We start from the raw sequence: 25,523 nt of genomic DNA, 5'->3' as shown, positions 1-25,523 counted from the left end.
CTGTGGTGAGAGACCTGGCAGAAATAATACCTGTTAATATTATCGCGGATCGCAAGATTCTCTGGCGCTCCCGCAAATCGAGTATCCAGCGAGTCTTCCGAGAGGACCAACGCCGGACGATACGGTGCGACCCGCAAAGAGCGGGACAAGCGTCCCGTGTGACGACTGCCAATCCTCGGCACCTCGCGCAAGCGGCTGCACCATGCCCCTACTGGGTTTCGCCGCTGATCACCTCGGCATGGTCCTTGATGATGGTAGAAACGAAGCGGATGACGGCGCGCACCGGCGCCTCCGCCCCGATTTCACGGCGATAGACAAGCGACACCGGATGACTGCCGAGAATGTCGGGGGCAAGGCGCACCATCCGCGGTTCAGCTTCGGCCAACATGCAGGGCATTACCGCCAGACCGGCGCCACTCAGAGCCGCCGCCAACATTTCCGTCATTTCGGCAACGCGAAGGACAATTGTCGCGCCGGCGCCGTGCGCCTCAACCCATTTGGCGCCGGGGACGCCGGCAAGGCTTGCGTGAAATCCAATGATCTCGTGTCCGGCCAACTGGCGAGGGTCGATGGGCATTGGGTGACGGTCGAGATAGCGCTGGGACGCATAGATCGACCAGCCCGCAACACAAAGCTTCTGCGCGATCAAATCGTCTGCGGCGACGGTGCCGATCCTGACCGCTAGGTCGGCCTCGCCGTGCTGCAGGTCCACGGGCCTGCTGCCGCTCGTCAGTTCAAGATTGATATCGGGGTGGGTCTTATGGAACCCGGCCATACGCTCGGCAAAAAGGGGGCTGAAGCCCGACGGCAGTGCCAGCCGAACGCTATTCTTGCCCGAACGCACAAGCGCCGTCAGTGCTTGCATGGTACGTTCAAGGTCATCACCGAGCGGCAGCAATGTCTGGCCAAGCGGCGTGATCTCGATGCCTTGCCGCGTTCGCACGACAAGCGAAACCCCGAGTGCCGCCTCAAGAGCAGCAAGGCGCCGGCTGATCGTCGTGTGACGCACGCCGAGCACGCGCGCTGCTCCCGACAACGTTCCTGCGCGGGCGGCAGCGAGAAAGTAGCGCAAATCGTTCCAGTCCGGTTCGCCGGTCTTGGTCACGAACCTAGTCTAGATCAATTCCTCGCCGCGCACCTGTGCAGTTTTGCACAAGCATGCGCGGAAATTGCAAATCGCCTGAATTTGACGTCCGCGCGAGAATAGGCCTGATCCAATTCAGGGAAGCGATCGATGGATATCGAAGGTTTGCGAACGATGGTGGCGCGGCACGCGACGTCGGCCAATGCGTTGGTGGCGCTCGGTTTGGCGATGGAGGCGCGTATTTCCGGCACGCCACTCGAGGGCAGTGTGGCCCGGCGCACAGGGGCCGTGCTTGCCGAACTCGGCGCCTCCGACGTCGTGGCAAGTGCTGGCGTCATCGAACTTACGCCGGTGCTGGCCAGCATCCGGGTCGACCTGCTTTCAGGTGGCAAGCTGCTGTCGCGCTCCTCCGAAAGCGTCGAGGCCCTGGAAGCCCGTTTACGCCAGGCCTTCGGCGACGTTTCATCTGGCTTCCCGGCGTTGCTGAAGCGGCTGATCGCGCCACAACTGGCCGGTTTGCCGGAGAGGCTCGCCGCACCGGGCGCAGCCTTCCTGGATATCGGCGTCGGCGTCGGCGCCCTGTCGGTGTCGATGCTGCGGCAATGGCCCGGCCTGAAGGCGGTCGGTGTCGATCCCTTGCCTGAAGCCATCGCGCAGGCCGCTGCCAACGTCAGGGCAGCCGGGCTCGAACATCGCATCGAACTGCACACCGGGCTGGGCCAGGATATCGCGGACACGGACGCGTTCGACCTTGTTTTCGTACCAAGCGCCTTCATCCCCGAGCCGGATGTCAGGGCCATCGTCAAGCGCAGCCACGCCGCGTTGCGGCCCGGCGGCTGGCTGCTGCTGGCAATGGTCAATCCTGGACCGGATGCACTGGGAGACGCCCTCGCCCGCTTCCGCACCACAATGTGGGGCGGCACGGTCTTTGAAAAGGGCGCAGCCCAGGACCTGGTCGATCAGAGCGGCTATGCCGACAGCCGGTTGCTGCCCGGCCCGACCGGGGCGCCTGTCGCCTTCGTCGCCGGGCGTAAGCGGGGCTAACGGTTTCCAGGAGCGGACGATGAAACTGCTGATCTTCGGCGCTTCCGGTGCGACGGGTCGACTGCTTGTCTCGGCGGCGTTGGCGAAGGGCCATGCGGTGACCGCCTTCGTCCGCACGCCGGGCAAGCTTGCCATCAGCCACGAAAATCTCAAGGTGATCGTCGGAAACGTCGCCGATCGGCAGGCAGTCGAACGCGCCGTTGTTAGGTATGATGCGGTTTTCAGCTGTCTTGGGGTGGGCGTGCCGCTGAAACGCGATCCGGCCGTCGTTGCCGGCATCGGCTTCATCGTCGCGGCGATGCAGCAGGCCGGCCCCGAACGGCTCATCTATCTTTCATTCCTTGGCGTTCGCGACGGCCGGCGGCAACTAGGCCTCCTGTTGGGCAACATCATCGTGCCATTGGTGCTGCGCCATGAGGTGACGGACCATGAGGTGAAGGAAAGCCTGGTCGTTCAATCCAGTCTCGGCTGGACCATCGTGCGGCCGCCCAAGCTGAGCAATGGGGCGGCAACGGGTGAATTCCGCCATGGCAATGGCATCCGGGCGGCATCGCTGCTGCCGACACTGGCGCGGGCCGACGTAGCGGCCTTCATGCTCGCCCAGATCAACGACACCACCTACTCGCGCAGGACAGTCAGCATCCTGCGCTGACGCCGCACGGGAGCCGTCTTCCCCTCGACAAACCTCCCGCTTATCTTCATCGCCCTTATCTTCATCGTCCTTGTAGGCAGCGCCAAAATGGACGAATAGTCATAGCGGCGCGCCGCCGTGAAATTGCCGGTATGCGGTTTCTCAGTTGGCGGCATCGCCGCAGCCGGATCCTGGAATGGCCAGTCCTTTGGAACCACGCAAGAGAAGAGGTCCGATCGCCGCAAGGCTGCTGGCGGTGGATGCATGGATCGATTCCTCGGTCTACGAAATCGGCTTCAGGGCGCGCCAGTTCTGGGAAGCGGCGACCATCTTCTCGCGGCGTTTCCGCGTCGGCGGCTGGCGCCGTGGCCTGATCGAACTGTTGAGTGAAGGCTTTACGCTCGGTGCCGGCGGCATCGTCGTGCTTTTGGCGCTGGCCTTGCCGGCCTTCCAGATAACCGCCGGCGACTGGCGCACGCAAGGCGACTTCGCCGTCACCTTCCTCGACCGCTACGGCAACGAGATCGGCCAGCGCGGCATCATCCAGCGCGATTCGGTGCCGGTCGACGAGATGCCCGACCATGTCATCAAGGCGGTGCTGGCGACCGAAGACCGCCGTTTCTTCGACCATTACGGCATCGATGTGCTCGGCCTGTCGCGCGCCATATTCGAGAATGTGCGGGCAAATTCCGTCGTCCAGGGTGGCTCGAGCATCACCCAGCAGCTGGCCAAGAACCTGTTCCTGACCAATGAGCGGACGTTCGAGCGCAAGATCAAGGAAGCGTTCCTGTCGCTGTGGCTCGAAGCCAATCTGTCGAAGAAGGAAATCCTGCAGCTTTACCTCGACCGCGCCTATATGGGCGGCGGCACCTTCGGCATCGAGGCGGCAGCCGATTTCTATTTCGGCAAGAGCGTCAAGGACCTGAACCTTGCCGAGGCGGCGATGCTGGCCGGCCTGTTCAAGGCGCCGACCAAATATGCGCCGCACATAAACCTGCCCGCCGCCCGGGCGCGGGCCAACGTGGTGCTGTCCAATCTGGTCGATTCCGGCTTCATGACCGAAGGCCAGGTGCTGCAGGCAAGGCTGCACCCGGCCGAAATCGTCGACCGCGGCGAGCAGAAGAGCCCCGACTATTACCTCGACTGGGCCTTCGACGAGGTCAAGAAGATCGCCGCCAAAGGTGGCCCGCACTCGCTTGTCGCCCACACCACCTTCGATGCCAACATCCAGAAGGCGGCCGAAGAATCGATGGAGTTCCACCTCCGCCAGTTCGGCAAGGAATACAACGTCACCGAGGGCGCCATCGTCGTCATCGAGACCAATGGCGCGGTCAGGGCGATCGTCGGCGGCCGCGACTACGGCGCCAGCCAGTTCAACCGCGCCACCAAAGCGCTTCGCCAGACCGGCTCCTCGTTCAAGCCCTATGTCTATGCGACGGCGATGGAGCATGGCTTCACGCCGGATTCGGTGGTTTCCGGCGGACCCATCTCCTGGGGCAGCTGGTCGCCCCACAATTACAATGGCGGGTCGGCCGGCAACGTCACGCTGATCACGGCGATGGCCAAATCGATCAACACGGTGCCGGTGCGGCTGGCCAAGGATTATCTCGGCATCAAGCCGATCAAGGCGATGGCCGAGGCGATGGGCGTCGAGTCGCCGCTTGAATCGCACAAGACCATGGTGCTCGGCACGTCGGGCATGACCGTGATGGACCAGGCAACGGGTTACAGCGTGTTTGCCCAGAACGGCTTTGCCGGAACCCGGCACGGCGTCAGCCAACTCTTCACCCGTACCGGCGAGGTGGTCTACGACTTCGCCAAGGATGCGCCGCCGCCGCACCGGGTGCTATCGGAGCAGGCGCTCAAATACATGAACACCATGCTGGCGGCGGTGCCGGTGATCGGCACTGCCCGGCGCGCAGCCCTTCCAAACATCGTCGTCGCCGGCAAGACCGGCACGACCCAGTCCTACCGCGATGCCTGGTTTGTCGGCTTTACCGGCAACTACACGGCCGCCGTCTGGCTCGGTAATGACGACTTCACCGCGACCAACAAGATGACCGGCGGCACGCTGCCGGCCATGGTGTGGCAGCGCCTGATGCTCTATGCGCACCAGAATATCGACCTCAGACCGATCCCCGGCCTCGATCACCCCTTCGTCGATGCCGAAATCGCTGCCAAGGCCGAGGAAGCGGAGAAGAAGAGCGCCGAACAGGCAGCAGCCGATGCCGCCGCCGAGCGTCCGCCGGTGCTGTCCAGCCGGACCACCCAGACCCTGAAGGAACTCACGAAGCTGTTCCAGGCGGCACCCGTGCTCGACGCGCCCGCTGCGCCGGAGACCCTGTCGGCGCTCTGAGCGGTCAATTCCACAGGGCCGCTTGCCACAAGGCCCTGCGCCGCGATATCCCCGAGCGGCAATCTTTCAGTCCCGGCCTTCGGTTCCCTGCCTCCTCATGCTCAAGAACGCCTTCCTGACACTGCTTTCGCTTGCCATAGCCGTCGTCGGCGGTGGCGGCAGCGTCTGGTATGCACTGAAGCTGCAGGATGGCGTCGGCGCCATCAGGATCGGCCAATGGACCGCCTTCCCCGATATCGGCACGCCGACGGCAGATCCCTATTCGAAGGCCCGCGTGGCTCGCGAAGGCGTGCTGGCGCTCGGACAGGCGGAAGGACTGTCCTTCATCGCCGAGCGCGATTCCGGCGGCGAACAGCTCAAGCGGCAATGTGCCTACAAGATTGCGGGCGGCTTTCCCACCGCCCGGTTCTGGACGCTTTATGCCGCCGACCAGTCGCTTGGCGTGGTCGAGACCGGCAAGCCGAGGCCGGCTGCGCTGCAGTCCTATCAAGTGCTGCGCCAGGCCGACAATTCGGTGGTCATTTCCGTCGGCAGCCGCCCTGTGCCCGGCAACTGGCTGCTGACCAGCGGCGCCGGCAAGATGTACTTGGTGCTTACGTTCTACGACACGCCGATCGCCAGCAGCACCGGTCTCTCGGACGTCACGCTGCCGCAGATCCAGAAGGTCGGCTGCAATGCGTAGCCTGCTGCATGCCGTGCTGCTCGGCCTGCTCGGCGCCGGCATCGTGCACATCATCGTGCTGCTGCTCGTCCCCGAGTTTTCCGAACGCGACGCCTGGTCGCGATTGGCCATGGCTTCGGATCTCTACAAGATGACCAGGCTCGACGCGGAAGCCGGCGGCGCGCCGGTGGTGAAATCGGTCGATCCGCTGTTTTATGCGGCGGCATGCCGCTTCGATCTTGCCGAGGGGATGATGCGGGTCAAGGCACCGGGAAAGGTGCCGTTCTGGTCGATATCGGTCTACGACCGCGGCGGCCACAACATCTACTCGTTCAACGACCACAGCGCGACCGCAGGCGTGCTCGACACCGTTGTGCTGACGCCGGCCCAGATGATCGAGGTCCGCAAGGATCTTCCCGAGGAACTGCAAGGGGCCATCTTCGTCGAGGCGCCGATAGAGGAAGGCGTATTCGTCGTCCGTTCGTTCGTGCCCGACGACAGCTGGAAGCCGATCGTCTCGCGGTTTCTCGAACAGAGTTCCTGCGAACTGCAGGATTTTTAAGCCGGTTCCGATGCTCAGTGATGCGGTACCGGCAATGTTCCCGAAGGTCCCGGCTTGTCGGGGCCGGCCGGCCGCGTTTCGCCCGTCAGCGGCCGCTGCTCGTAGCGCACCCCGGGAAAGATGATCACTGCCGCCGGCGCGGCTTGTTGTGCTCGATTGGTTGCCGCCGTTCGCGGCACGAAAGACAGTACCATGCCCATGGTTCGCGTATTCCTCTCGGTTGCCCCGGAGCACAACGCAACGCCTCCATAGTCGATTAAGAAGGTAGTAGGTTAACGGAGCGCTAACGGATCGCCGCTAAATTGATCTTTGTTCTTGGGAAACGCGAAACCGGTACAGCCCGGCAGAGCGCTGTCCAGATCGTGTCGAGTGTCGGGCGTATCCTTCGTGTCAGCTTCGGATTTCAGGCAAATCGCAGCAGGAGCTGAATCGGGAAAGGCCGAAAGGCTGTTTCGCGCCGCGGTATCGGCGTTCTGCTCGCTCACCCGCCCTTCGCGCCGGGAAATCGCGCAGCTCGAAGACCTGACGCTGCCGCTTTTCGAGAATGTCTCGGTCGAATCGCGCCGCTACGTCGCGGCAGCCCTTTCCGAATGCGAATATGCACCTGCCGCGCTGGTGCGGCGGCTTTGCCAGGAGCGGGTCGACATCGCCGCTCCGCTGCTGATCCGCTCGCGCGCCCTCAGCGACGTCGACCTGATCGCGCTGATCGGGCGTCACGGCCTGCCGCATGCCCGTGCCATTGCCCGCCGCAAGGATCTCAATCAAACGATCGCGGATCTCATCAAAGTGCTCGAAAGGCCGACGCTGGTGCGGTCGCAGCAGCAGCCGGAAACAACCGCCAAAGCCGCGTCCGAAAACGCCGAAGTGGTTGCGGGCGAGGTCAACAGGCAAGAGGCTTCCGATGCCGCTGAAACTGTACGCCGCAGGCTGCGATCCATGATGCGCGCCGAGAGCGGCGCCGCCATCAGTCCGTTCGTCGAGCCACAAACCTATGTCAAGCTGCGCGAGACCGCGCTGACCGGCAATGCGGCATTCTTCCAGACAGCGCTCGCCGATGCGCTCGAAGTCGATTTTTCAACGGCGCGGACGCTCACCGCGAGCCACAATTACACACCGCTGCTGGCCGCCTTGCGCGCGCTCGACCTTAGTGAAGACAAGGCGTTCCTGATCACGGCGGCCATCTATCCGACCGAGTTTCCGCACCCGCAGGCGATCCGCATCTTCCTCGACCGCTACCGCCTGCTGCACCGCGACGCGGCGTTGGACAGGCTCCGCGGCTGGAAGGCCGACACCGTATCGAAAATTGTTCGCAAGCCTGGGCGCGTCGCCGCAAATGCCGACCTGCGCAAGCCGAACAGCGCCGATATAGCCGCCACCCCAAAGGCGCGTCGCATCTGAAGGCTTGCCGTTACGACGCCTTGACCGAGATAAGCTCCTCGACGGGAATGGCGCCCGCCTCGATCTCGACCACCCAGATATCCGGATCGAATCTCTTCTCGCGCTCCAGCCGCGCGTCGAAGATGGCGGCATCGTCGCCTTCGCCAAGCAGGCTGAAAAAACGGTCGTCCGGCCTGGCTGAATCGTAACTCGTCTGCGGCGCCGGCCCGAACAGCGCTATCTCCCCCAGCCTGCCCCGCGCCAGCACGAAAACCGCGCCGGCTTCCGTCGCGCCGCGCTTGACCACGGCGGCAAAGCCGCCGGCGCTGAAAACCCGGCGCAACAGCGCCGACACCCACAGATCGGTGGTTACCCGCATGGAGAATTCCTGGACATGCGGCGGTCCTTACAGCATTGGCCGGAAAACCGTAACCGGTCTTTGCCGAGCGACCGGCGAGCGGCCGTCACGACCCTTAGTTGGTCAGGCCGATCTCGCGCATCTTGACGTAGACGATCTCGTCTGGCTCGCCGGTCTCCGGCAAGCCGAACAGCGCCTGGAATTCCTTGATCGCGGCCTTGGTGCGCGCGCCTACGACGCCATCCAATTGAATGTCGTCATTGCCGAACGCTTTCAGTCCGGCCTGGATCTTGACGATGCGGGGATCCGGCGCCACCGCATTTGCCGGTGCGGACGCTGGAATGGCGGCTGGAACAGCGACCGTTTCGACCGGCCGCGGCACGGGATGCGGAACCACGGCTGCGGTCGTCGGCGTGGCACCCAGTTGATCCAGCAGGACGCTGTCGATCTCGCCGGAGGCATTCAATCCGACCTTCTGCTGATAGGCCTGGATGGCCTTGCGCGTATTCGGTCCGGGAATCCCGTCCACGGTGCCGGAATAGAAATCGAGATCCTTCAAAATGCCCTGGACCTGTTCGACGACCGGGTCGCTCTTGATCGGCGCAGCGGCCGGACGCACGATATTGATGGTGGTTTCGGGCTCGTCGCTGTCCGCCCGGGGAAAGCGCTCGATACTCCTGGTGGCGAAAAACGCGCCGGCATGCGGAAATGGCTGGTACCAAAGCGCGTTCGCCGAGACGTAGAACAGCGTCACCAGGAATGCGGTGGAGCCGCCGACCACAACAGGATTGCGCGAGATCAGGCTGCCCAGAGCCATAGCTCCGTGCTCGAAGGCATTGCCGCGGCGTTTGACCGCCTTAGGCTGTTTTGCGGAGCGACCCATTGCTCTCCCCCTTGCCACCGTCCGCTCTGGCTTTGGCCGCGGACATCGGCACCACGCCGGCCTTCTCCGCCGAGCGGCCCGTCGGGCCGCTCACGGGAAGGCTGATCGTCACCGTAGTGCCCTCGCCCGGCATGCTTTCGATCGACATGGTGCCCTCGTGCAGCGCCACCAGCCCCTTCACCAGCGAGAGCCCGAGGCCTGTGCCTTCGAAACGGCGGGTATAGTCGTTCTGGATCTGCATGAACGGCTTGCCGAGATTGGCGAAATCTTCCTCGGCGATGCCGATGCCAGTATCCCGGACCCAGAAATGCAGCCGCGAGCCGATGCGCTTGGCGCCGATGACGACATTGCCGCCTTCGGGCGTGAACTTGATCGCGTTAGAGACGAGATTGATCAGGATCTGCTGCACGGCGCGACGGTCGGCATTTATTTCGCCTGCGTCCGGCGCGATCTGGGCCTGCAGATCGATGGCCTTTGCCTCGGCTTGCAGGCGCATCATCGATTGGCACATCTCGACCGCTTCGCGGAAGCGGAACGGTTCCGGTTCGGTCGCGTAGGCGCCCGATTCGATCCGCGATACGTCGAGTATCGAGGTGACGACGGCGAGCAGGTGCTGGCCCGAATCCCTGACCAGCCCGACATATTCCTTCTGGCGCGGATCCTTGAAGCTGCCGAACATCTCGTGCAGCAACATGTCGGAAAAGCCGATGATGGCATTGAGCGGGGTGCGCAACTCATGGCTGACGACGGCAAGGAAGCGTCCTTTCGCCACCTCGGCGGAGGCAGCCGCCTCATTGGCGGCGGCAAGCTCCTGGCGCAGTCCGGCCAGTTCGTCGTTCTCGCGCAGAAGAAGCGTAAAGACAGTCTCCTGCCCCGGCGCGCGCATCATCTCGAGCGAGAACGGCCGGTAATTGTCGGCCGTCACGCCACTGCTCTGCGGCAGCCGTACGCGAAGGTCGAGCCGGCGCGACAGGGCGCCATCGCGCATATCGGCCAGCGCACTGAGATACGGGACGCGGTCGGACAGATGGATGCGATCGAAAAGTCCGGTGCCGAAAAGCAGCTCCGGTGGCAGCCGCAGCATAGTGCGTGCCTTAGCCGAGACGTCCAGAACCTCGCCATGCGCCGCGATTCGCAGCACGACGGCGTCGATGAGGTCTTCGAGCCGGTGGCTGCCGGCCGGATCGAACTGTGCGCTGGCGGCGCCGCGAAGCGGAGCGATACGCGGAATGAGCGTGAGTGCCCAGGCCAGTGGTACCAGCCAGTGCCATGCGGCGATTTCGGTCTGGTCGAGCGGCAAGACGGAACCGGCTAAAGGCTGCAGCAAGACTGCGACAAAGGCCGATATGGCGCCCCAGATCACGGCACGGCGCGACTGGCCGATCCACCACGCTTCAAACGGCACCGCTACCGCGAGCAAGGCAACCGGCGAGGCCACACCGCCGGCGGCAGCGATAAGGGCACCGAGGGCAACGCTGCCGACGACCAAGGCGAGTTGGCCGGCCAGGGTCATCTTGCCCGATGCAGCCACCAGCAGGGCGGCGAACCAGCAAAGGCCGAACGCCGCAAAGATGGCAGCCACGGTCACGGCCGCGCCCATGCCCGACGTGACCAGCGTCACCGCTGCACCCGCGCTGAAGAAAGGAGCCGCCAGCATGGCGCCAATGAACCGACTGTGGCGGCGACGATCGCTCTGGCCGAGCACGGACGGATGAACCATCCGTTCGCAACCGGCGGCTATCGCGCCCGGCAACTCGGCGTATCTGGCCTTGATCGCACTCAACTCAACGCACCCGGTCGTGAACGGCCCTGCTTTGCAGGCGGCTTTTGTCGATTCCGAAACTCGCATCCAGCGTTTAAGGAATGGATAAGGCTGGGCCGATGGTCCCCCGGCAGGCTGCAAATATCGGGATACCGGCGCGGAAAAACCGGGGCAATTGCCGCCATAGTAAACGGAGCGTTATCCACACCGCCCGCGCCTGCACCTACGACCGATGGCATCAAACTGTCGCCGATTAAGAAAATGATAATGAAAAACAATAGGTTGGATGGTTATCATTTGCTAAATAAAATCTGAGCCGTTCGAGGCAAATGAACTTCAAAACGCTTCGTTTCGAATCTACCTAAAATTTAAGGAAAACTGTTGCTTTCGGGACAAGCCGTCCTTTGCGCGTCTGTGTCAGTATCGCGGTACAAGGGTCGTGCGGTTCGGATGCATGACGTCATAAAGGACAGACAGATGGGCTTTCTGATAAGAGCTGCTTTCTGGTTTTCGCTGGTGCTTCTGGCGCTGCCGCTGGGTGTCGGCGCCGATGATGCGGGCCGCGAAAGCGTCGGGCCGCTCCAGGCGCTGTTTGCGGCGCGCGAAGCCGTCGGCGATATCGCCGGCATCTGCGAGCGCAAGCCGGACGTGTGCGAGACCGGCAAATCGGCAATGCACACCATCACCGCCCGGGCCAGGGAGACCGCCAAGATCGCGGCCGCCATGCTGGACGACAAGGCCGCTGAACCCGATACGGTGACGACCACCGGCAGCGTGTCCGAGGAAATCGTGTTGCCGGCGAAAGTCGATTTGCCGGCGAAAGTGCACTTGCCGGCGAAGAACTGAGACTGTTTCGGCCGAATTCATCGCTAAACCGCAAGGCTCTCGCTCTCGGCACCTGCGGCGTTTCTCCTCTTTTTCCGTGACGTGGCAGCGCCGGATGACTATATCCGGGGGAATGACGACGACGATCCAGACCATCCGCGACGACTTTTCCCTGCTCGACGAGTGGGAAGACCGCTATCGCTATGTGATTGAACTGGGTGAAGCGCTGCCGCCGTTTCCCGACGAGCAACGCATACAAGCCAACAAGGTGCCCGGCTGCGTCAGCCAGGTCTGGCTGACCACCGAGCAAGGCGGGGGTGTCGACCCCGTTATCACCTTCAAGGGCGATTCCGACGCGCATATCGTGCGCGGCCTGGTCGCCATCATGCTGGCGCTGTTTTCGGGACGGCCGGCCAGCGAAATCCAGAGGACCGACGCAGAGGCCACATTGAAGGCACTCGGACTTGACGAGCACCTGTCGCCGCAGCGCGCCAATGGTCTTCGCTCGATGGTCAAGCGCATCAAGCGTGACGCCGAGGCAGCGCTGAAGCAGACCGCCTGACCGGACGGCAATTGCCGGCGGCATGAAGAACTGGCGGCCTGAGCTTGGTCTCCCCACAATGCGAAAACGGCGCCTGTAGGCGCCGTTTGAGTATCAAACCGGAAGAGCCGCTTGTCAGCGTCCCTTGCGCTTGCGGCCGAGACCCATCTTCTTGGCGAGCTGCGAACGGGCGGCCGCGTAATTGGGCGCAACCATCGGATAGCTCGGGTCCAGGTTCCACTTTTCACGATACTGGTCGGGCGTCAGATCATAGTGGGTCATCAAGTGACGCTTGAGCGACTTGAACTTCTTGCCGTCTTCGAGACAGATGATGTAGTCGTCATGCACCGACCGCTTCGGATTTACCGCCGGCTTCTGCTTGTCGGCAGGCGGCTGCTCGGCGGCCCCGCCGACACGCCCGAGAGCGGCATGGACATCGGCGATAAGGTTCGGCAGTTCGCCGACCGGTACGGGATTGTTGCTGACATAGGCAGCCACCACGTCGGCGGTGAGCTCGATCAGCGCGTCACTGTTTCTGGAAGGTGTTTCGGTAATATCCATGGCGTTCAGGCCCCAACGAGAATTGTTTCTGTTTGCGCCCGTTTCGATAGTTGGGCATCGCGCGAACTTGTGCAGGAAAAAGCCTCCGCGATTCGCGTCGCGGCATCTTAATGGGCCGGGCCGCCAAGTAAGTCAATTCGCTTCTTTCGGTCTATTCAGCGATACAAGTCAAATCTTCCATATTCAGCTTCACTCTTTCGTGCAAAGCGTAACTTTGCCGTTTTTTCTGGTCAGACCAGCATCGACTGACGCCGCGGCAAGCAGCCATTACACAAACGGCAGCAGGTAAATAGAGTTCGATGCTTGACCCTGCCGGCGGCATTACAGCCTGGATGATCGGCGGATTCAGTAAAATCATAGGTTGCGAAGCGTTACTGTTGCTCGCGAGCCGTCGCCGGAGCGGTGCGCTGTGTCATTGAAATGGGGTAATGTATTTCCGTAGACCCAGCCATATCGGCCACTTGCCAAGCCGCGAAGGCAGTTGCATGAGATTGACCGGCACTGGCAGGGTCATCGCAGCGACGGCGAGAACCGCGGCAGTCCGAGAAGAAATATTCGTTATCCGCTCCTCCAGCCCGTCCTCTCGAGCCACCACGACAATAGATCATAGCCCTTGAACCCGCGCTGCTCGGCGTGTTCATTCGCCATTCAAGTAGCTTCCACAGCGAGACGCAATGACCAGAACCCCAGTGTTTCCGACCGCCACGCCGCCGCAGCCGGAGAAGCGGCCGATCTTCGACACGCATCACGGCATAACGCGGACGGACGATTATGGCTGGCTGAGGGCCGCCAATTGGCAAGAGATGTTCAGGGATCCGTCCCTGCTCGACGGCCAAATCCGCGCCCACCTCGAAGCCGAGAATGCTTACCAGGCGGCGCTGATGGCCGATACGGTCCAACTGCAGAAGCAGCTTTTCGCGGAAATGAAGGGACGCATCAAGGAAGACGATTCTTCCGTGCCGATGAAGGACGGACCTTACGCCTACGGCTCCTCCTTCAAGCTTGGCGGCCAGCAGCCGCGTTATTTCCGCACGGCGCGTGACGGCGGCGACAAGCAGATATTGCTCGACGGCGATGCCGAGGCCGAGGGCAAGCCCTATTTCCGCCTGGGCGGCGTCGATCATTCGGACGACCACAGCAAGCTGCTCTGGGCCTTCGACGACAAGGGTTCCGAATTCTACACGCTGCGCGTCCGCGATCTGGCCGGCGGCAACGATCTGGCGGACAGGGTCCCGGACACCGGCGGCGGCGGTGTGTGGGATGCCGGCAATGACGGTTTTTTCTACACCCGCCTCGACCCCAACCACCGTCCTTCCAAAGTGCTGTTCCATGCGCTTGGCGACGGTCCTGAAAACGACCGGCTGATCTACGAGGAGACCGATCCCGGCTTCTTCATGGATGTCGGCGGCACGCGCTCCAACGAGTGGATCATGATCGGCATCAACGACCATGAGACCTCGGAATACCGCATCATGAGCGCCGACGATCCGTTCGCAGAGCCGAAGCTGGTTGCGGCGCGCCAGACGGGCCTGCAGTACGAACTCGAGGAAGGCGGCGACATCTTCTTCATCCTCACCAATGCCGACGGCGCCAAGGACTTCAAGATCATGACGGCGCCGGCCCATGATCCGGTGCGCGCCAACTGGCAGGAACTGGTGCCGCACGAAGCGGGCCGGCTGATCCTTTCGATGATCGGCTTCAAGGACCACATGGTCCGGCTCGAGCGCAAGGAAGGCCTGCCGCGCATCGTCGTGCGCGACCGCAAGAGCGGCGAGGAGCACCTGATCTCCTTCGACGAGGAAGCCTTCTCGCTCGGCCTGTCCGGCTCCTACGAATACGACACCGAGATCATGCGCTTTTCCTATTCGTCGATGACGACCCCGGCGCAGGTCTTCGATTACAACATGCGCACCCGCGAGCGGGTGCTGCTCAAGACCCAGGAAGTGCCGTCCGGCCACGACCCGGAGCACTACGTCACGCGCCGGCTGATGGCGCCTGCCGCCGACGGCGAACTGGTGCCGATCTCGCTCCTCCATCACCGCGACACACCGCTCGACGGGTCCGCCCCTTGCCTGCTTTACGGCTACGGATCTTACGGCATAGCCGTACCCGCCGCGTTCAACACCAATCTGTTTTCGCTGGTCGACCGCGGCTTTGTCTACGCGATAGCCCATGTTCGCGGCGGCAAGGACAAGGGCTATGGCTGGTACGACGACGGCAAGCGGGCGAACAAGATGAACACGTTCACCGATTTTGTCGCTGCCGCCCACCACCTTGTCGCCGAACGCTATACGCAGCATGACCGCATCGTTGCGCAAGGCGGTTCGGCCGGCGGCATGCTGATGGGCGCGGTCGCCAACATGGCGCCGCAATGCTTCGGCGGCATCGTCGCCGAGGTTCCCTTCGTCGACGTGCTCACCACCATGCTCGACGCCAGCTTGCCGCTGACGCCGCCGGAATGGCCGGAATGGGGCAATCCGATCGCGTCGGCGGAGGATTACCGGACCATCGCCGCCTACTCGCCCTACGACAATGTCGCCGCACTCGACTATCCGCCGATCCTGGCGCTGGCCGGCCTGACCGACCCGCGCGTCCCTTATTGGGAGCCGGCCAAATGGGTGGCGCGGCTGCGCGACCGCAAGACAGGTGGGAATCCGGTGCTGTTCAAGATCAACCTGGATTCAGGCCATGCCGGCGCCTCCGGCCGGTTTTCAAGACTGGAGGAAATCGCCTTCACCTACGCCTTCGCGCTCAAGGTGACGGGCAAGGCCGAGCTTGCGGCGTGAGCATCGGCGGATGAGCGGTCATTGCCTTCCGTTCCGCGACGTGGCTTCATTGGCGGTGAGAGTTGCGGAGCCCACCAATGATCGATCTCGCCACGTTGATAGCTTATGTCGCGGTTGTGCTTGGCTTTGTCTTCATCCCGGGTCCCGCCACTCTTCTGACGGTGGCGCGGGCAACCAGTTCCGGAACCAGGGTGGGCATTGCGACCGGCGCCGGGATCGCGGCCGGCGACGTGGTTCACACCTTCATGGCGATCGTCGGCATTTCGGCGATAATTGCCACGTCGGCGGCGCTTTTCAACATCGTGAAGTACATCGGCGCAGCCTACCTCATTTATCTCGGCATTCGCGCGATCATCGAGAAAACGCCGGCCTATCCGGCCGCCGGCGCACTTGCGATCCCCGCTGCCAAAGCATTTCGGCAGGCTGTTTTGACCGAGGTTCTCAATCCCAAGACCGCGCTTTTCTTCCTCGCATTTCTTCCGCAGTTCGTGCGGCCTGAAAACGGATCGGTGATGCTTCAACTGGCGATATTGGGCATCATCTTTGTTCTGTTGGGCCTCGTCAGCACGGTGGTTTTCGCCGTGGGTGCGGGCGGCCTCGGTGCATTCCTGCGCCGAAACCCGACGGTGCTGAGATGGCAAGGCAAGGCTGTCGGCGGTATCTATTGCGCCTTAGGCATCCGGCTGGCGCTGCAACAGCGCTAGGGTCTCGACAGGCGACGAGCCGTACGAGGCTTCGGATAATGGGCAGGCACAGCTGATTTTCCGCTCGCAATTGCAAAGGCCGCGCGCTACCCAGTGCGCGGCCTTTTCACAGCCGCGCCAACACACAATCACCCAGGGATCTGCCATGTTGCTCGTCGATGTCTATCTCGACAAATCGCCCATCCAGGGCATCGGCGTCTTTGCCAAGAACCACATTGCCCGCGGCACGCTGGTCTGGAAGCTCGACCCGAAATACGACCGGCGCATCGAGGTAGCGGCCTACGAGCGGGAAACCGGGCCGGTCAGAACCTATCTCGACCGCTACGCCTATCCGGACCGGCGCGACCCGAATTACATCGTCTTCGAAGCCGACGATGCGCGCTACATGAACCATGCCGACGACCCGAATTGCGACGTCTCGCAGCCGGAGGAGACCTATGCCTTGCGCGACATTGGGCCCGGCGAGGAAATGACCTGCGACTACAATCACTTCTTCGAAACCGGCTTCGACTTTCTCGGCGACCGCTGACGCAACGGCCGTCAGCTCGACGGCTTCTTGCGCGCCGGATAGCCGTTGGGGTGCGGCGGCACGGCTTTCAGGTAGGCGGCGATCGCCGCGCGGTCCTCCGGGGTCAGCACGGCCATGTTCCGCTGCACGTCGACCATTGCGCCGCCGACCGTATCGAAATCCGGCGTGAAGCCGGTTTCGAGATAGTTGGCGATGTCGGCCTCGGACCAGTCCGCGATGCCGCCCTCGCCCGACGTGATGTTCGGCACGATGCCGCTGCCTTCGGCGGCGGCCGCACCTGCCAGCCATTGGCTCTTCCTGGTGCCGCCGGCAAGATCCCGCGGCGTGTGGCATTCGCCGCAATGGCCGGGGCCTTCGACCAGATAGCGGCCTGTCAACACCGGATCCGGTGTGCCGTCGGGAAAGGAAACGACCGGCTGGTCACTCAAATAGAGCAGCTTCCACAAGCCAAGACCGCGTCGGACGTTGAAGGGAAATGCCAGCGAATTGGCGGGCGCCTTGCCGGCGACCGCGGGTAACGTCTTCAGGAATGCATAGAGATCGGCAATGTCGGCCGGCTTCATGCGCGCGTAGGAAGCATAGGGAAATGCCGGATAGAGATGCTCGCCCGACGGCGACACGCCCTTCAGCATGGCGTTGGCAAAGTCCTCGACCGACCAGGCGCCGATGCCGTCCCTGGTATCCTGCGATATGTTCGGCGGCACGAAGGTGCCGAATGGCGTCTTGAGTTCAAGGCCGCCCGCCAGCTGAAGACGGGCGTCGCCTTGCGAGCCAGGCTTGGCATGACAGGATGTGCAGCCGCCGGCGTAGAAGATGCGCTTGCCCCTGGCGGCGTCGCCAGGACCAAGCTCAGCCAGCGTTGCGGCATCGAGCCTGACCGGAGCCGACAGGAACCAGCCGGCAATCGCGGCCGCGCCGCCCAGAACGAGGGCGGCGCCGACAAGTTTCTTCAGCAAGCGCATTGCCCGCTATCAGCCTTTTTTCACCCTGTAGTTTTGATGACAGTTGCCGCAGCCGCCGCCAATGGTGTTGAACTGCGCCTTCAACGCGTCGGCATCCGCAGGTGCTGCGGCGACCGCCGCCTTGACGTCGGCGAGGTACTTGCCTTCAGCCGTCTTGAAGCCGGCCATGTCCTGCCAGATTTTTGGGGACGCCGTCGTGTCGCTGGTGTCGCTGCCCGCCGGGAAAAGCGTGTCGACGCCGGCATGGAATTTCTCGGCATTGACCTGCAGTGCCTGCAACGCCGTCAGCACCGAAGCGGCGTCGTAGGGCGTCTCGCCCTTGACCACTTTCGACAATCCGGCGGCGATCTTGCCACGTTCCTTCATCAGGGCCTGCCGGTCGGCTACCGGGTCGGCAAATGCCGCCGAACCGGCGAAGGCGAGCATCGAGATGGCGAGGATAAGCTTTCTCATTCACTTGGCTCCATGTTGAAGGCAAATTCAGAATGCGGTCCCACCCCGATGACAAACGGCAAGGATGGCTTAAAAATTCCGACGCTTCGCCTCACGCTTGCGTGAAATTTTTGCAGCTGTCGTTCTGATGCAGAAAAAGAAAAGCCCCGGTTCTGCCGGGGCTTTCTGGAACGGATCAGGCCTTTTCGTAGAGTTCGAGCACATAGTCCCAGTTGATGAGACTGTCGACGAAGGCTTCGAGATATTTCGGCCGGGCGTTGCGATAATCGATGTAATAGGAATGTTCCCAGACATCGACGCCGAGGATCGGCGTCGCGCCATGGACGAGCGGGTTCTCGCCATTCGGCGTCTTCGAGATCGCCAGCTTGCCGTCCTTGACCGAGACCCAGGCCCAGCCCGAACCGAACTGGGTGGTGCCGGCGGCGATGAAGTCGGCCTTGAACTTGTCGTAGCCACCAAGATCGCTGTCGACCGCCTTTTGCAATGCGCCCGGCAGCTTGTTGCCACCGCCGCCCTTCTTCATCCATTTCCAGAAATGGATGTGATTGTAGTGCTGGGCGGCATTGTTGAAGAGGCCCGCATTCTTGCCGAAGGACTGTTTGACGGCCTCTTCGACCGACAAATCGCCCATGCCCGCCTCGGCGGCCAGCTTGTTGCCGTTATCGACATAGGCCTTGTGGTGCTTGTCGTGGTGATATTCCAGCGTTTCCTTGGACATGTAAGGCTGCAAAGCCTCGTAATCATAGGGCAAGGCGGGCAATTCAAAAGCCATCGGTCGTACTCCCTCGTGGAAAAATCCGGTGTCGATACCGGACTAACATAGGACTGGATTGGTCTGGAACAACTCCGGAAACGAAGCGCCGGCCGCTTTTTAGCGGGTCAGCCGGGCGAAGTCGAATGCGCCCATTCCCAATAGAGTTCGCGCGCCTTCTTGGCCACCGGTCCCGGCTGCAGATTGCGATCCTCGATACGGGTGACCGGCACGACTTTCGAGTGGTTTCCGGTCGAGAAGATTTCGTCCGCCTCCAGGAAATCGCGGATCGACAGCGTCTTTTCCGTCGTCGTGAAACCGTATTCGCCTAGCAGGGCCATGGTGCGCGCGCGGGTAATGCCGGACAGGAAGGTGCCGTTCGGCGCCGGCGTCAGGACATGGCCGTCCTTGACCAGGAAAATATTCGAGGTGCCGGTCTCGGCGACATTGCCCAGCATGTCGAGCACGAGCGCATTGTCGAAGCCGCGCATCTTGGCTTCGAGGATGGCACGGCCGTTGTTGGGATAAAGGCAGCCGGCCTTGGCGTTGGTCGGCATGGTCTCGATGGTCGGGCGCCGGAACGGCGACACCGTCACCGAAAACCCCGCCGGCGAGATCATCGGCGATTCGTAGAGGCAAAGGCAGAAACGCGTCGAGGCCGGGTCGGCCGGCACGCCCATATAGCCGCCATGCTCGGCCCAATACATCGGCCTGATATAGACCGCCGTCTTGCCGTCGAACTTCTTCAGCCCGTCCCAGGTCAGGCCGACGATCCTGTCGGTGCTCATCGTCGGTTTCAGACCGAGCGCGATCGCCGAGGCATTTACCCGCGCTGCATGGCGATCGAGATCGGGAGCGACGCCCTCGAACCAGCGAGCGCCGTCGAACACGCTGGTGCCGAGCCACATGGCGTGGCTGCGCGGCCCTAGAATGGCAACATTGCCCTCGTACCAGTCGCCGTCGACGAAGGTCCATGTCGCGGATTGCGCCGCTGTCGCCAATGTCATTGCCAGGTTCCGTTCGATGCTTGTTGCGGCGCATTGGAAGATGCTTTGGCGGCCGCCGTCAACCGGCATGGCTGAGATTTGTTGAGGCCAGCGGGCTGGCGGACTGCAATCAGCGCTTGCGCCTTGCCTTATGCGGCCTCAAAACTGTCGAATGCAGTTCGCGGCTTACGTTTTCGACGCCTATGGCACGCTGTTCGACGTGCATGCGGCCGTGCGCCGTCACGCCGACCAGATCGGGCCGGACGGCCAGTTGCTGTCCGATATCTGGCGCGCCAAGCAGCTGGAATATTCCTGGGTCAGGACGCTGATGGGGGCCTATGCCGATTTCTGGCAGCTCACCGAGCAGGCCCTCGACTTCGCCCTGCGCAAGGTTCCATCCGCCGATGCCGGGCTGAGGGCGAAGCTGCTCGAGGCCTATTGGCGGCTGGACTGCTATCCGGAGGTACCGGCCGTGCTCAAGGCGCTCAAGGCATCGGGGGCAAGGCTGGCGATCCTGTCCAACGGTTCGCCTGAGATGCTGCAAGCGGCCGTCAAGTCCGCCGCGCTCGACCAGGTCCTGGACGACGTCTTTTCCGTCGACAGCGTCAGGCGCTTCAAGACCGATCCGTCGGTCTACGACATGGTCACCACGGGCTGGCGCCTCTATCCGGGCGCTGTCTCTTTCCAGTCATCCAACCGCTGGGACGTCGCCGGCGCCACCAAATTCGGCTTCAGGACAGTGTGGATCAACCGCGCCAATCAGCCTGAGGAATACCGGGATTTTCCACCGGCCCTGATCCTGCCGTCCCTTGAAGGTCTGGTCGCCGGGGGGTGACACCGGAAATGTTGCGTCGGCGCAACAGTGACGATCCGGTCACAGCTTTGCCTTTGTTTGTCCACCCTGCGGCCAGAATTGGAACCGCCTATCGCGCCGGGCATTGCTCGGGCAACCGCGCGCAACAGGACGCATTTATGCTTTGTTGCGATTTGAGACTTAAAAAAGGCAATCATGTTCACACCCCCATCGTCCTCTTTTCGCCTGAGCCGTCGCGGTTTTCTCAACGCAGCAGCCCTTGGCGCCGCCTCGGTCGCGGTCTCCAGTTGCACCACGCTGTCGCAACAACCGGTCGAGCCACCGCCGCCGACCTATGTCGAGCCGGCGCTCGGCGACTATGTGACGATGTATGGGCCGATGTCGGATGGCGGCTTCGAGCTGCCGGCCATACCGGCCGACAAGATCGACCCGCAGTTCCTGCGCCAGATCGTTGACGATCCGACCGGGCAGCAGCCGGGCACCATCGTCGTCGACACCACCAATCACTTCCTCTACCTGGTGCGCCCGGGCGGCCAGGCGATCCGCTACGGTGTCGGCCTCGGCCGCGCCGGCTTCGAATGGTCGGGCGATGCGGTGGTCCAATGGAAGCAGAAATGGCCGAAATGGACGCCGCCGGACGACATGATCGCCCGGCAGCCGGAGTTGAAGCCGTACAGCGCCGACAATGGCGGCATGCCCGGTGGGCTCAAGAACCCGCTTGGCGCGCGGGCGCTTTATCTCTTCCAGGGCAACCAGGACACGCTCTACCGCTTGCACGGTTCGCCGGAATGGCGGTCGATCGGCAAGTCGGTGTCGTCGGGCTGTGTGCGCCTGATGAACCAGGACATCATCGATCTCTATGATCGTGTGCCGAACAAGACCCCGGTCGTGGTGACGGCCGACATCGGTCAGCCGATGGTGGCGACAGCAAACCGCAAAGCCATCCCGATCGACGCTGGCGTGCCGGAAGGATCGATCCTGCTCGGCCCGATAAAATCGATCACAAACTCGATCTTTTGAGCTGGTCGAAAGCGCGGAGGCGGGATTGCTCACGGCTCCTGCTGGCTTTGCCGAGCGTCGGCTTGCCCGTGCCCGCTTTTAGGTCCGATGCTTATGCCGAGCCCCCCGATAGCCGACATTCAACGCAACCAGCGTTCCCTACCCATTGCTGTCCGTCCTGGGCCGTTTCTCCTTCCCGAAACCCGACGTTGAGCGCAACCAGCGCTCCTGACCCTTGCCAGACATTCCAAGGCCAGTGATCGCGATCGTCGGCTATGGATTATTGTTTGCGGTCATTCAGCCCGACGGTTCGAGGCTGTTTGCGATGAGCGGAAGCGGACCTTCCCCGATGTGACCATACTGCGACGCCTCGGCTCGGAAGCGGAGCGTCCACTAGGGCGCCGGATCGCTTCGGATTGATTTGGCTAAGAGAGGTGGAAGCTGTTCGCGTCTATCCGCGACGTTGACCATAACAATTACCGACCATGATCATCTTGACATGCACAATAAGCAGTAGCCTGCGACCACGTTGACCCTTAGTCTGCAACCGTAGGCAACGGTTCAATACGGGTCATGGCAACGCAACTTACTCGGTCGGCGGTTCGCATTTACGGGGCGTTGTCTGCACTCGGAAATGACAGCGGAAACGTGCTGGAAGGGTTGCTGCCGTTCTTCGATCCGATCTTGCGCCGTCACAATGGCAGCAAACTCGACCCAGATGTCATCGCCGCAGCAATTCGCGATATGTACAAGTGGAACTTCAACTCCGATCTGGTCGAGACATTTGTCCCTTACTTAGAGCGTCACGGCTGGATTGTTGCTGACATCGCAGGTGCCAAGGATACCACGTATACGATTCAGATGGCTGACAACGGCGAGCCGGATGCATCCACTCAGACCGTTGAGGCTGAGCTACGCCGCATCGCCACTCAGTTTAAGGAGTTCTCCGAAGCGCTTTCGCCACTCACTACAATCCCCCGAGACGTCGAAGAGTTCGAGGACATCCTTGTCGAATGGCTCCTTTACGTCGAAGCGTTCAGCGAGAAGAGCATCGAGTTCAAAGCGGGCGTCAAACCGGATGCGTCAGGAAAGCTGCGGCAGGTAGTAGAAATCCCCAATACGACCTCCCTCCGAGACGAAGAGAAATTCCTGTGCGCGCGCTTCGTCAAACATGCAATCGAGGAGAACCAAGGCAGTGCTGAGGTACTTGCCCGGATTGCAGCTATCGGGCTTCTGACCGAGGTCGTTCAGGACTTTGTGAAGCCGGTGACCTCGGTCGATAAGACCGACCTCGTTGTCTATCTGGATGCGCCAGTTGCGATGGAACTTCTCGGTGTCTCCGGGAAGTTGGCGCGCGAGAACACTGCCCCTGTCGTGGCCGAACTCATCAGGATCGGGGCCTCGGTTCGAATTTTCGGGCAGAGCCTCGACGAGATAAAGAATAACCTGCAAGCCGTCTTGAAGAATCCGCGCCCTACAGGCCCGACTGCGCATGCCCTATTGAGGCGTGAGGTCTTGCGGGAGTATGTGAACGAGGTGTCGCGCAACCCTGCTCCCCTGTTGGACGCAGTGGGTGTGAAGGCTACGTATCGAACCCGGGAGCAGGCCATCCGAGCACCAGTTCTTTAACAAGGACAACTGGCAGGACCTTTACGGCAGGCTCAGTTACGCCGAGAATCCGTTGGCGCGTGAACACGACACCGACATCACTGCCTTCATTGTCAGACAGCGGCGGGGCAGAACTAGCCGAGACATATTCAAGTCGCACGCGGTCGGCCTGACTCGGAACGGTCTTCTTGCCCAAATTGTCCGCCGAGCGTGTGTCCAAATGAGCGGACTGCCTGACGAAACGGTGCCGCCCGTCGTTCATCGCCGCGTACTTGCGACCGCCATCTGGCTCCGCACAGGCATGGGGGCCGGTGATCTCAACATTCCAAAACGAATGCTGCTGGCAAGCTGCGAACATGTGCTCGCGATCCGTCCGGGAGTGGTAGCGGCCGTGAATCGGCTCACTGATGCGCTGGGGGATGACGACAAGAGCCGCCAGCTCGATTTGCTGATTTCGTAGGATCGCAGCGCGCAGGCCCTCATGGATAAAACGCTAGGTGTGTCCAACGTCGTGACCGAGGAAAACCTCCCGCTTTTGTGGCAGGAGATGCTGCATCCGCACCTCGAAGAGGAACGTCAGAAAGGGCTGGAAGCGGTCAACAAGGCAAAAGCCGAAGGGAAAAAACGGTTAAACAAGGTCAATGAACGAATTGAGACGATACAGAAGGAGAGGGAGCAAGAAGCAACAATCTTGGGCGCAAAGCTGGAGGCCAAGCACCGTGAGGACCGTTATGCGATTGAGGCCCTTTGCACTGATGTCGAGGGGACCCTTCGCCGCAACAGAGCCGTCAGAATCGGCATTGGTGTGGTCTTGGGCTCGATCTTCTCTGTTCCGCTGCTGTTGGACACAACGCCAATAATTCGAGCGGCTTCTTTCGTTATTGGCTGGTTGCTGGCCTACCTTACTGCCACGGGTGGAAGGTTGCTCGGGATCAGCACCGATGAAACGCAGGCACTCAAAGCGCTGCATTCCGCCGCAGAGCGCAGGAAGCTAGTGAGTAAGCTCGACCAATTCGACGTTAGCTGGAACAAGACTGCTTTCGTCGTTGCGGACCAGCCGGAGCTACCCTCTCGTGATCGCGTCGATCTGTTCAGCTTGAGCAACGCCGGTAAGTAGAACCGCGTCGCAAGCGACGACGTTTTAGAAGGTGGCAGCGCAGACGCCTCCCCCGACGGTGATGACCCCTAAAGGCCGCCAGGCAAATGGTAGGGTGCACGCCTCATGATCGCAATGAGGCCACGTGACTGTTATGTCCGTCCGCGCTATCGAACGGCAAGTAATGGGATCGAGACATTCCGTTAGTAGCTGACCAATGACCGTTCGTGGCGCGATCGAGGCGATGCTGACTTCGCCTACTCAGCAGCTGCCAGCGCGGGTCAAACGGCTTGGTTGGGTCGGTCTTTCGCGTTCCCTCAGAGTCGCAAGAGCGTGGGGTGAGCGGTACTACATCGACCCGGCCAGACGCCATTCCAACCGCTGATCCGTCTCGACGGCTTTCGGCCGCGTTGGACGTTTCGCTAGGTCGCTTCGCCCGGCTTATGGAAGTTCGATCTCGCCGTCCACCACGTGGTTGAGGCCGGTGCCTTCCGCCGTCAGCGTCATGCGGACCTTCAGCTTCTTGCCGCCGATTTGCCCTTCGCGCACCGTCTCCTCGATCTTGCGCTGTGAGGTGACGCCGACTTCCTTCAGGAACTTGCGGATCGACATGTTGACGGCGTCTTCGCTCATGGCGGAACTCCTCTGTGTCCGGAAGGGATTGTAAGGGAAGGCAAGGGATCAAGGAAGCAGGACGGTGACGTACGGTTTTATTGAAATAGACCTCGAGCCGGGAGGAGACGTCGGGTCCTTAAACTTGATCGACCCCTGGCAGGAGGAGTGGAACCGATCGACGTCTTGCGCAGAAGGAGCACTATGACGGCCATCTCGGCCTTGATCTGACCGATCAGGAAAAGAGTGATCTGATCGAGTACCTCAAATCGATCTGATCAGCACTCGGCGCTTCTTTGGGTTCGATTGGGAGGAAAGACCATTAAAGAAGATCGTGGTGAGATAAATTGCGGGTCGGCACAACGTAAGCCAGGCCAAGCGCTGTCTCGCCGGAAATTTCTTAAGGCGTCGACGACCGGCGCGGCGATTTGCCGGTGCAGGTGGGCTTGCTTCCTGCATGACAGGTCAGCCTGCGGCGCGCGGCGCCGAAACAACCCCAAAGCCTGTGGCGCTTTATTAGGATGTTCCAAACAAAGGTCGCCGCTGCGCCGGGTGCACCCATTTCCTGAAGCCGAATG

The 25,523-nt window shown here is 61.9% G+C and carries 27 protein-coding genes; 16 read left to right on the top strand and 11 right to left on the bottom strand.

The features are described from left to right. Window positions 1–208: 208 nt before the first annotated feature. A complete protein-coding gene (locus NKI70_RS07665; RefSeq protein ID WP_352698702.1) occupies window positions 209–1,105 on the bottom strand; it encodes a LysR family transcriptional regulator in 897 nt (298 codons plus the stop codon). Window positions 1,106–1,234: 129 nt separating this feature from the next. On the opposite strand from NKI70_RS07665, the gene NKI70_RS07660 reads away from it, so the two are divergent. The 5 genes from NKI70_RS07660 to NKI70_RS07640 all read left to right on the top strand — a co-directional run bounded on the left by NKI70_RS07660 (window position 1,235) and on the right by NKI70_RS07640 (window position 6,338). Further along, window positions 1,235–2,128 carry a methyltransferase domain-containing protein gene (locus NKI70_RS07660; protein WP_352698704.1) on the top strand — a complete coding sequence of 298 codons (894 nt, stop codon included), beginning with the start codon at window positions 1,235–1,237 and terminating at the stop codon, window positions 2,126–2,128. Window positions 2,129–2,147: 19 nt separating this feature from the next. Continuing rightward, window positions 2,148–2,780 (top strand): NAD(P)-dependent oxidoreductase, encoded by a 633-nt coding sequence (locus NKI70_RS07655; RefSeq protein ID WP_352569874.1) that lies wholly within the window; start codon window positions 2,148–2,150, stop codon window positions 2,778–2,780. Window positions 2,781–2,955: 175 nt separating this feature from the next. Then, the gene (locus NKI70_RS07650) at window positions 2,956–5,115 is read left to right on the top strand and encodes a transglycosylase domain-containing protein (protein WP_352569875.1); all 2,160 of its coding nucleotides are present in this window, start codon (window positions 2,956–2,958) and stop codon (window positions 5,113–5,115) included. A gap of 97 nt (window positions 5,116–5,212) precedes the next feature. Next, entirely contained in the window at window positions 5,213–5,797 is a 585-nt protein-coding gene (locus NKI70_RS07645) for a DUF1214 domain-containing protein (RefSeq protein WP_352569876.1), read from the top strand. Beyond that, a complete protein-coding gene (locus NKI70_RS07640) occupies window positions 5,790–6,338 on the top strand; it encodes a DUF1254 domain-containing protein (RefSeq protein ID WP_352698706.1) in 549 nt (182 codons plus the stop codon). Before NKI70_RS07645 ends, NKI70_RS07640 begins: the two co-directional genes overlap by 8 nt. A gap of 14 nt (window positions 6,339–6,352) precedes the next feature. On the opposite strand, the gene NKI70_RS07635 is transcribed toward NKI70_RS07640, so the two are convergent. Continuing rightward, window positions 6,353–6,538 (bottom strand): hypothetical protein, encoded by a 186-nt coding sequence (locus NKI70_RS07635; RefSeq protein WP_023677835.1) that lies wholly within the window; start codon window positions 6,536–6,538, stop codon window positions 6,353–6,355. 187 nt (window positions 6,539–6,725) lie between these two features. On the opposite strand from NKI70_RS07635, the gene NKI70_RS07630 reads away from it, so the two are divergent. Further along, entirely contained in the window at window positions 6,726–7,736 is a 1,011-nt protein-coding gene (locus NKI70_RS07630; RefSeq protein WP_352569878.1) for a DUF2336 domain-containing protein, read from the top strand. 10 nt (window positions 7,737–7,746) lie between these two features. Here the strand turns inward: NKI70_RS07630 and NKI70_RS07625 are convergent, their stop codons facing one another. The 3 genes from NKI70_RS07625 to NKI70_RS07615 all read right to left on the bottom strand — a co-directional run bounded on the left by NKI70_RS07625 (window position 7,747) and on the right by NKI70_RS07615 (window position 10,676). Beyond that, window positions 7,747–8,094 carry a DUF1491 family protein gene (locus tag NKI70_RS07625; protein ID WP_352454316.1) on the bottom strand — a complete coding sequence of 116 codons (348 nt, stop codon included), beginning with the start codon at window positions 8,092–8,094 and terminating at the stop codon, window positions 7,747–7,749. A gap of 94 nt (window positions 8,095–8,188) precedes the next feature. Beyond that, entirely contained in the window at window positions 8,189–8,956 is a 768-nt protein-coding gene (locus tag NKI70_RS07620; RefSeq protein WP_352566132.1) for a peptidoglycan-binding domain-containing protein, read from the bottom strand. Next, complete coding sequence (locus NKI70_RS07615; RefSeq protein ID WP_352566204.1) at window positions 8,931–10,676, bottom strand: ATP-binding protein; 1,746 nt, start codon at window positions 10,674–10,676, stop codon at window positions 8,931–8,933. Before NKI70_RS07615 ends, NKI70_RS07620 begins: the two co-directional genes overlap by 26 nt. Before the next feature lie 519 nt (window positions 10,677–11,195). On the opposite strand from NKI70_RS07615, the gene NKI70_RS07610 reads away from it, so the two are divergent. Together NKI70_RS07610 and NKI70_RS07605 are read left to right on the top strand one after the other, a co-directional pair. Further along, the gene (locus tag NKI70_RS07610) at window positions 11,196–11,564 is read left to right on the top strand and encodes a DUF5330 domain-containing protein (RefSeq protein WP_023677842.1); all 369 of its coding nucleotides are present in this window, start codon (window positions 11,196–11,198) and stop codon (window positions 11,562–11,564) included. A gap of 112 nt (window positions 11,565–11,676) precedes the next feature. Next, window positions 11,677–12,105: a SufE family protein gene (locus tag NKI70_RS07605; protein ID WP_023677843.1), complete on the top strand. Its 429-nt coding sequence runs from the start codon at window positions 11,677–11,679 to the stop codon at window positions 12,103–12,105. A 114-nt stretch (window positions 12,106–12,219) separates the two neighbouring features. Here NKI70_RS07605 and NKI70_RS07600 read toward each other — a convergent pair whose 3' ends face one another. After that, window positions 12,220–12,645: a Ros/MucR family transcriptional regulator gene (locus tag NKI70_RS07600; RefSeq protein WP_023677844.1), complete on the bottom strand. Its 426-nt coding sequence runs from the start codon at window positions 12,643–12,645 to the stop codon at window positions 12,220–12,222. A gap of 674 nt (window positions 12,646–13,319) precedes the next feature. Here NKI70_RS07600 and NKI70_RS07595 point away from each other — a divergent pair. The 3 genes from NKI70_RS07595 to NKI70_RS07585 all read left to right on the top strand — a co-directional run bounded on the left by NKI70_RS07595 (window position 13,320) and on the right by NKI70_RS07585 (window position 16,664). Continuing rightward, window positions 13,320–15,431, top strand: coding sequence for a S9 family peptidase (locus tag NKI70_RS07595; protein ID WP_352724448.1), 2,112 nt, complete (start codon window positions 13,320–13,322; stop codon window positions 15,429–15,431). 77 nt (window positions 15,432–15,508) lie between these two features. Beyond that, window positions 15,509–16,135, top strand: coding sequence for a LysE family translocator (locus tag NKI70_RS07590; RefSeq protein ID WP_023677846.1), 627 nt, complete (start codon window positions 15,509–15,511; stop codon window positions 16,133–16,135). Between the two features lie 145 nt (window positions 16,136–16,280). Then, the gene (locus NKI70_RS07585) at window positions 16,281–16,664 is read left to right on the top strand and encodes an SET domain-containing protein (protein ID WP_023677847.1); all 384 of its coding nucleotides are present in this window, start codon (window positions 16,281–16,283) and stop codon (window positions 16,662–16,664) included. Window positions 16,665–16,675: 11 nt separating this feature from the next. Here the strand turns inward: NKI70_RS07585 and NKI70_RS07580 are convergent, their stop codons facing one another. From NKI70_RS07580 to NKI70_RS07565, 4 genes are all read right to left on the bottom strand, one after another. Further along, the gene (locus NKI70_RS07580) at window positions 16,676–17,626 is read right to left on the bottom strand and encodes a cytochrome c (protein ID WP_352569879.1); all 951 of its coding nucleotides are present in this window, start codon (window positions 17,624–17,626) and stop codon (window positions 16,676–16,678) included. A gap of 9 nt (window positions 17,627–17,635) precedes the next feature. Beyond that, the gene (locus NKI70_RS07575; protein WP_352566539.1) at window positions 17,636–18,079 is read right to left on the bottom strand and encodes a c-type cytochrome; all 444 of its coding nucleotides are present in this window, start codon (window positions 18,077–18,079) and stop codon (window positions 17,636–17,638) included. A gap of 175 nt (window positions 18,080–18,254) precedes the next feature. Further along, window positions 18,255–18,851: a superoxide dismutase gene (locus tag NKI70_RS07570; protein WP_023677850.1), complete on the bottom strand. Its 597-nt coding sequence runs from the start codon at window positions 18,849–18,851 to the stop codon at window positions 18,255–18,257. Between the two features lie 107 nt (window positions 18,852–18,958). Then, a complete protein-coding gene (locus NKI70_RS07565) occupies window positions 18,959–19,837 on the bottom strand; it encodes a branched-chain amino acid aminotransferase (protein ID WP_352470990.1) in 879 nt (292 codons plus the stop codon). Window positions 19,838–19,988: 151 nt separating this feature from the next. Between NKI70_RS07565 and NKI70_RS07560 the strand changes: the two genes are divergently transcribed. The 5 genes from NKI70_RS07560 to NKI70_RS07540 all read left to right on the top strand — a co-directional run bounded on the left by NKI70_RS07560 (window position 19,989) and on the right by NKI70_RS07540 (window position 24,354). Next, window positions 19,989–20,651, top strand: coding sequence for a haloacid dehalogenase type II (locus tag NKI70_RS07560; RefSeq protein ID WP_023677852.1), 663 nt, complete (start codon window positions 19,989–19,991; stop codon window positions 20,649–20,651). A 174-nt stretch (window positions 20,652–20,825) separates the two neighbouring features. Further along, window positions 20,826–21,650, top strand: a complete 825-nt coding sequence (locus NKI70_RS07555; protein ID WP_023677853.1) for a L,D-transpeptidase — start codon at window positions 20,826–20,828, stop codon at window positions 21,648–21,650. A 552-nt stretch (window positions 21,651–22,202) separates the two neighbouring features. Then, entirely contained in the window at window positions 22,203–23,258 is a 1,056-nt protein-coding gene (locus tag NKI70_RS07550) for a hypothetical protein (protein WP_031213483.1), read from the top strand. Window positions 23,259–23,457: 199 nt separating this feature from the next. Then, window positions 23,458–23,697 (top strand): hypothetical protein, encoded by a 240-nt coding sequence (locus tag NKI70_RS07545; RefSeq protein ID WP_352698709.1) that lies wholly within the window; start codon window positions 23,458–23,460, stop codon window positions 23,695–23,697. Between the two features lie 21 nt (window positions 23,698–23,718). After that, complete coding sequence (locus NKI70_RS07540) at window positions 23,719–24,354, top strand: hypothetical protein (protein ID WP_352724447.1); 636 nt, start codon at window positions 23,719–23,721, stop codon at window positions 24,352–24,354. 420 nt (window positions 24,355–24,774) lie between these two features. On the opposite strand, the gene NKI70_RS07535 is transcribed toward NKI70_RS07540, so the two are convergent. Further along, the gene (locus tag NKI70_RS07535; protein ID WP_023679340.1) at window positions 24,775–24,966 is read right to left on the bottom strand and encodes a DUF6494 family protein; all 192 of its coding nucleotides are present in this window, start codon (window positions 24,964–24,966) and stop codon (window positions 24,775–24,777) included. Window positions 24,967–25,523 lie beyond the last annotated feature (557 nt).

Origin of the sequence: Mesorhizobium sp. M0500 (assembly GCF_040321165.1) — a bacterium.
In the GTDB taxonomy this organism is placed as follows: Bacteria; Pseudomonadota; Alphaproteobacteria; order Rhizobiales; family Rhizobiaceae; genus Mesorhizobium.
This window is presented reverse-complemented; position numbering and strand designations above follow the sequence as displayed.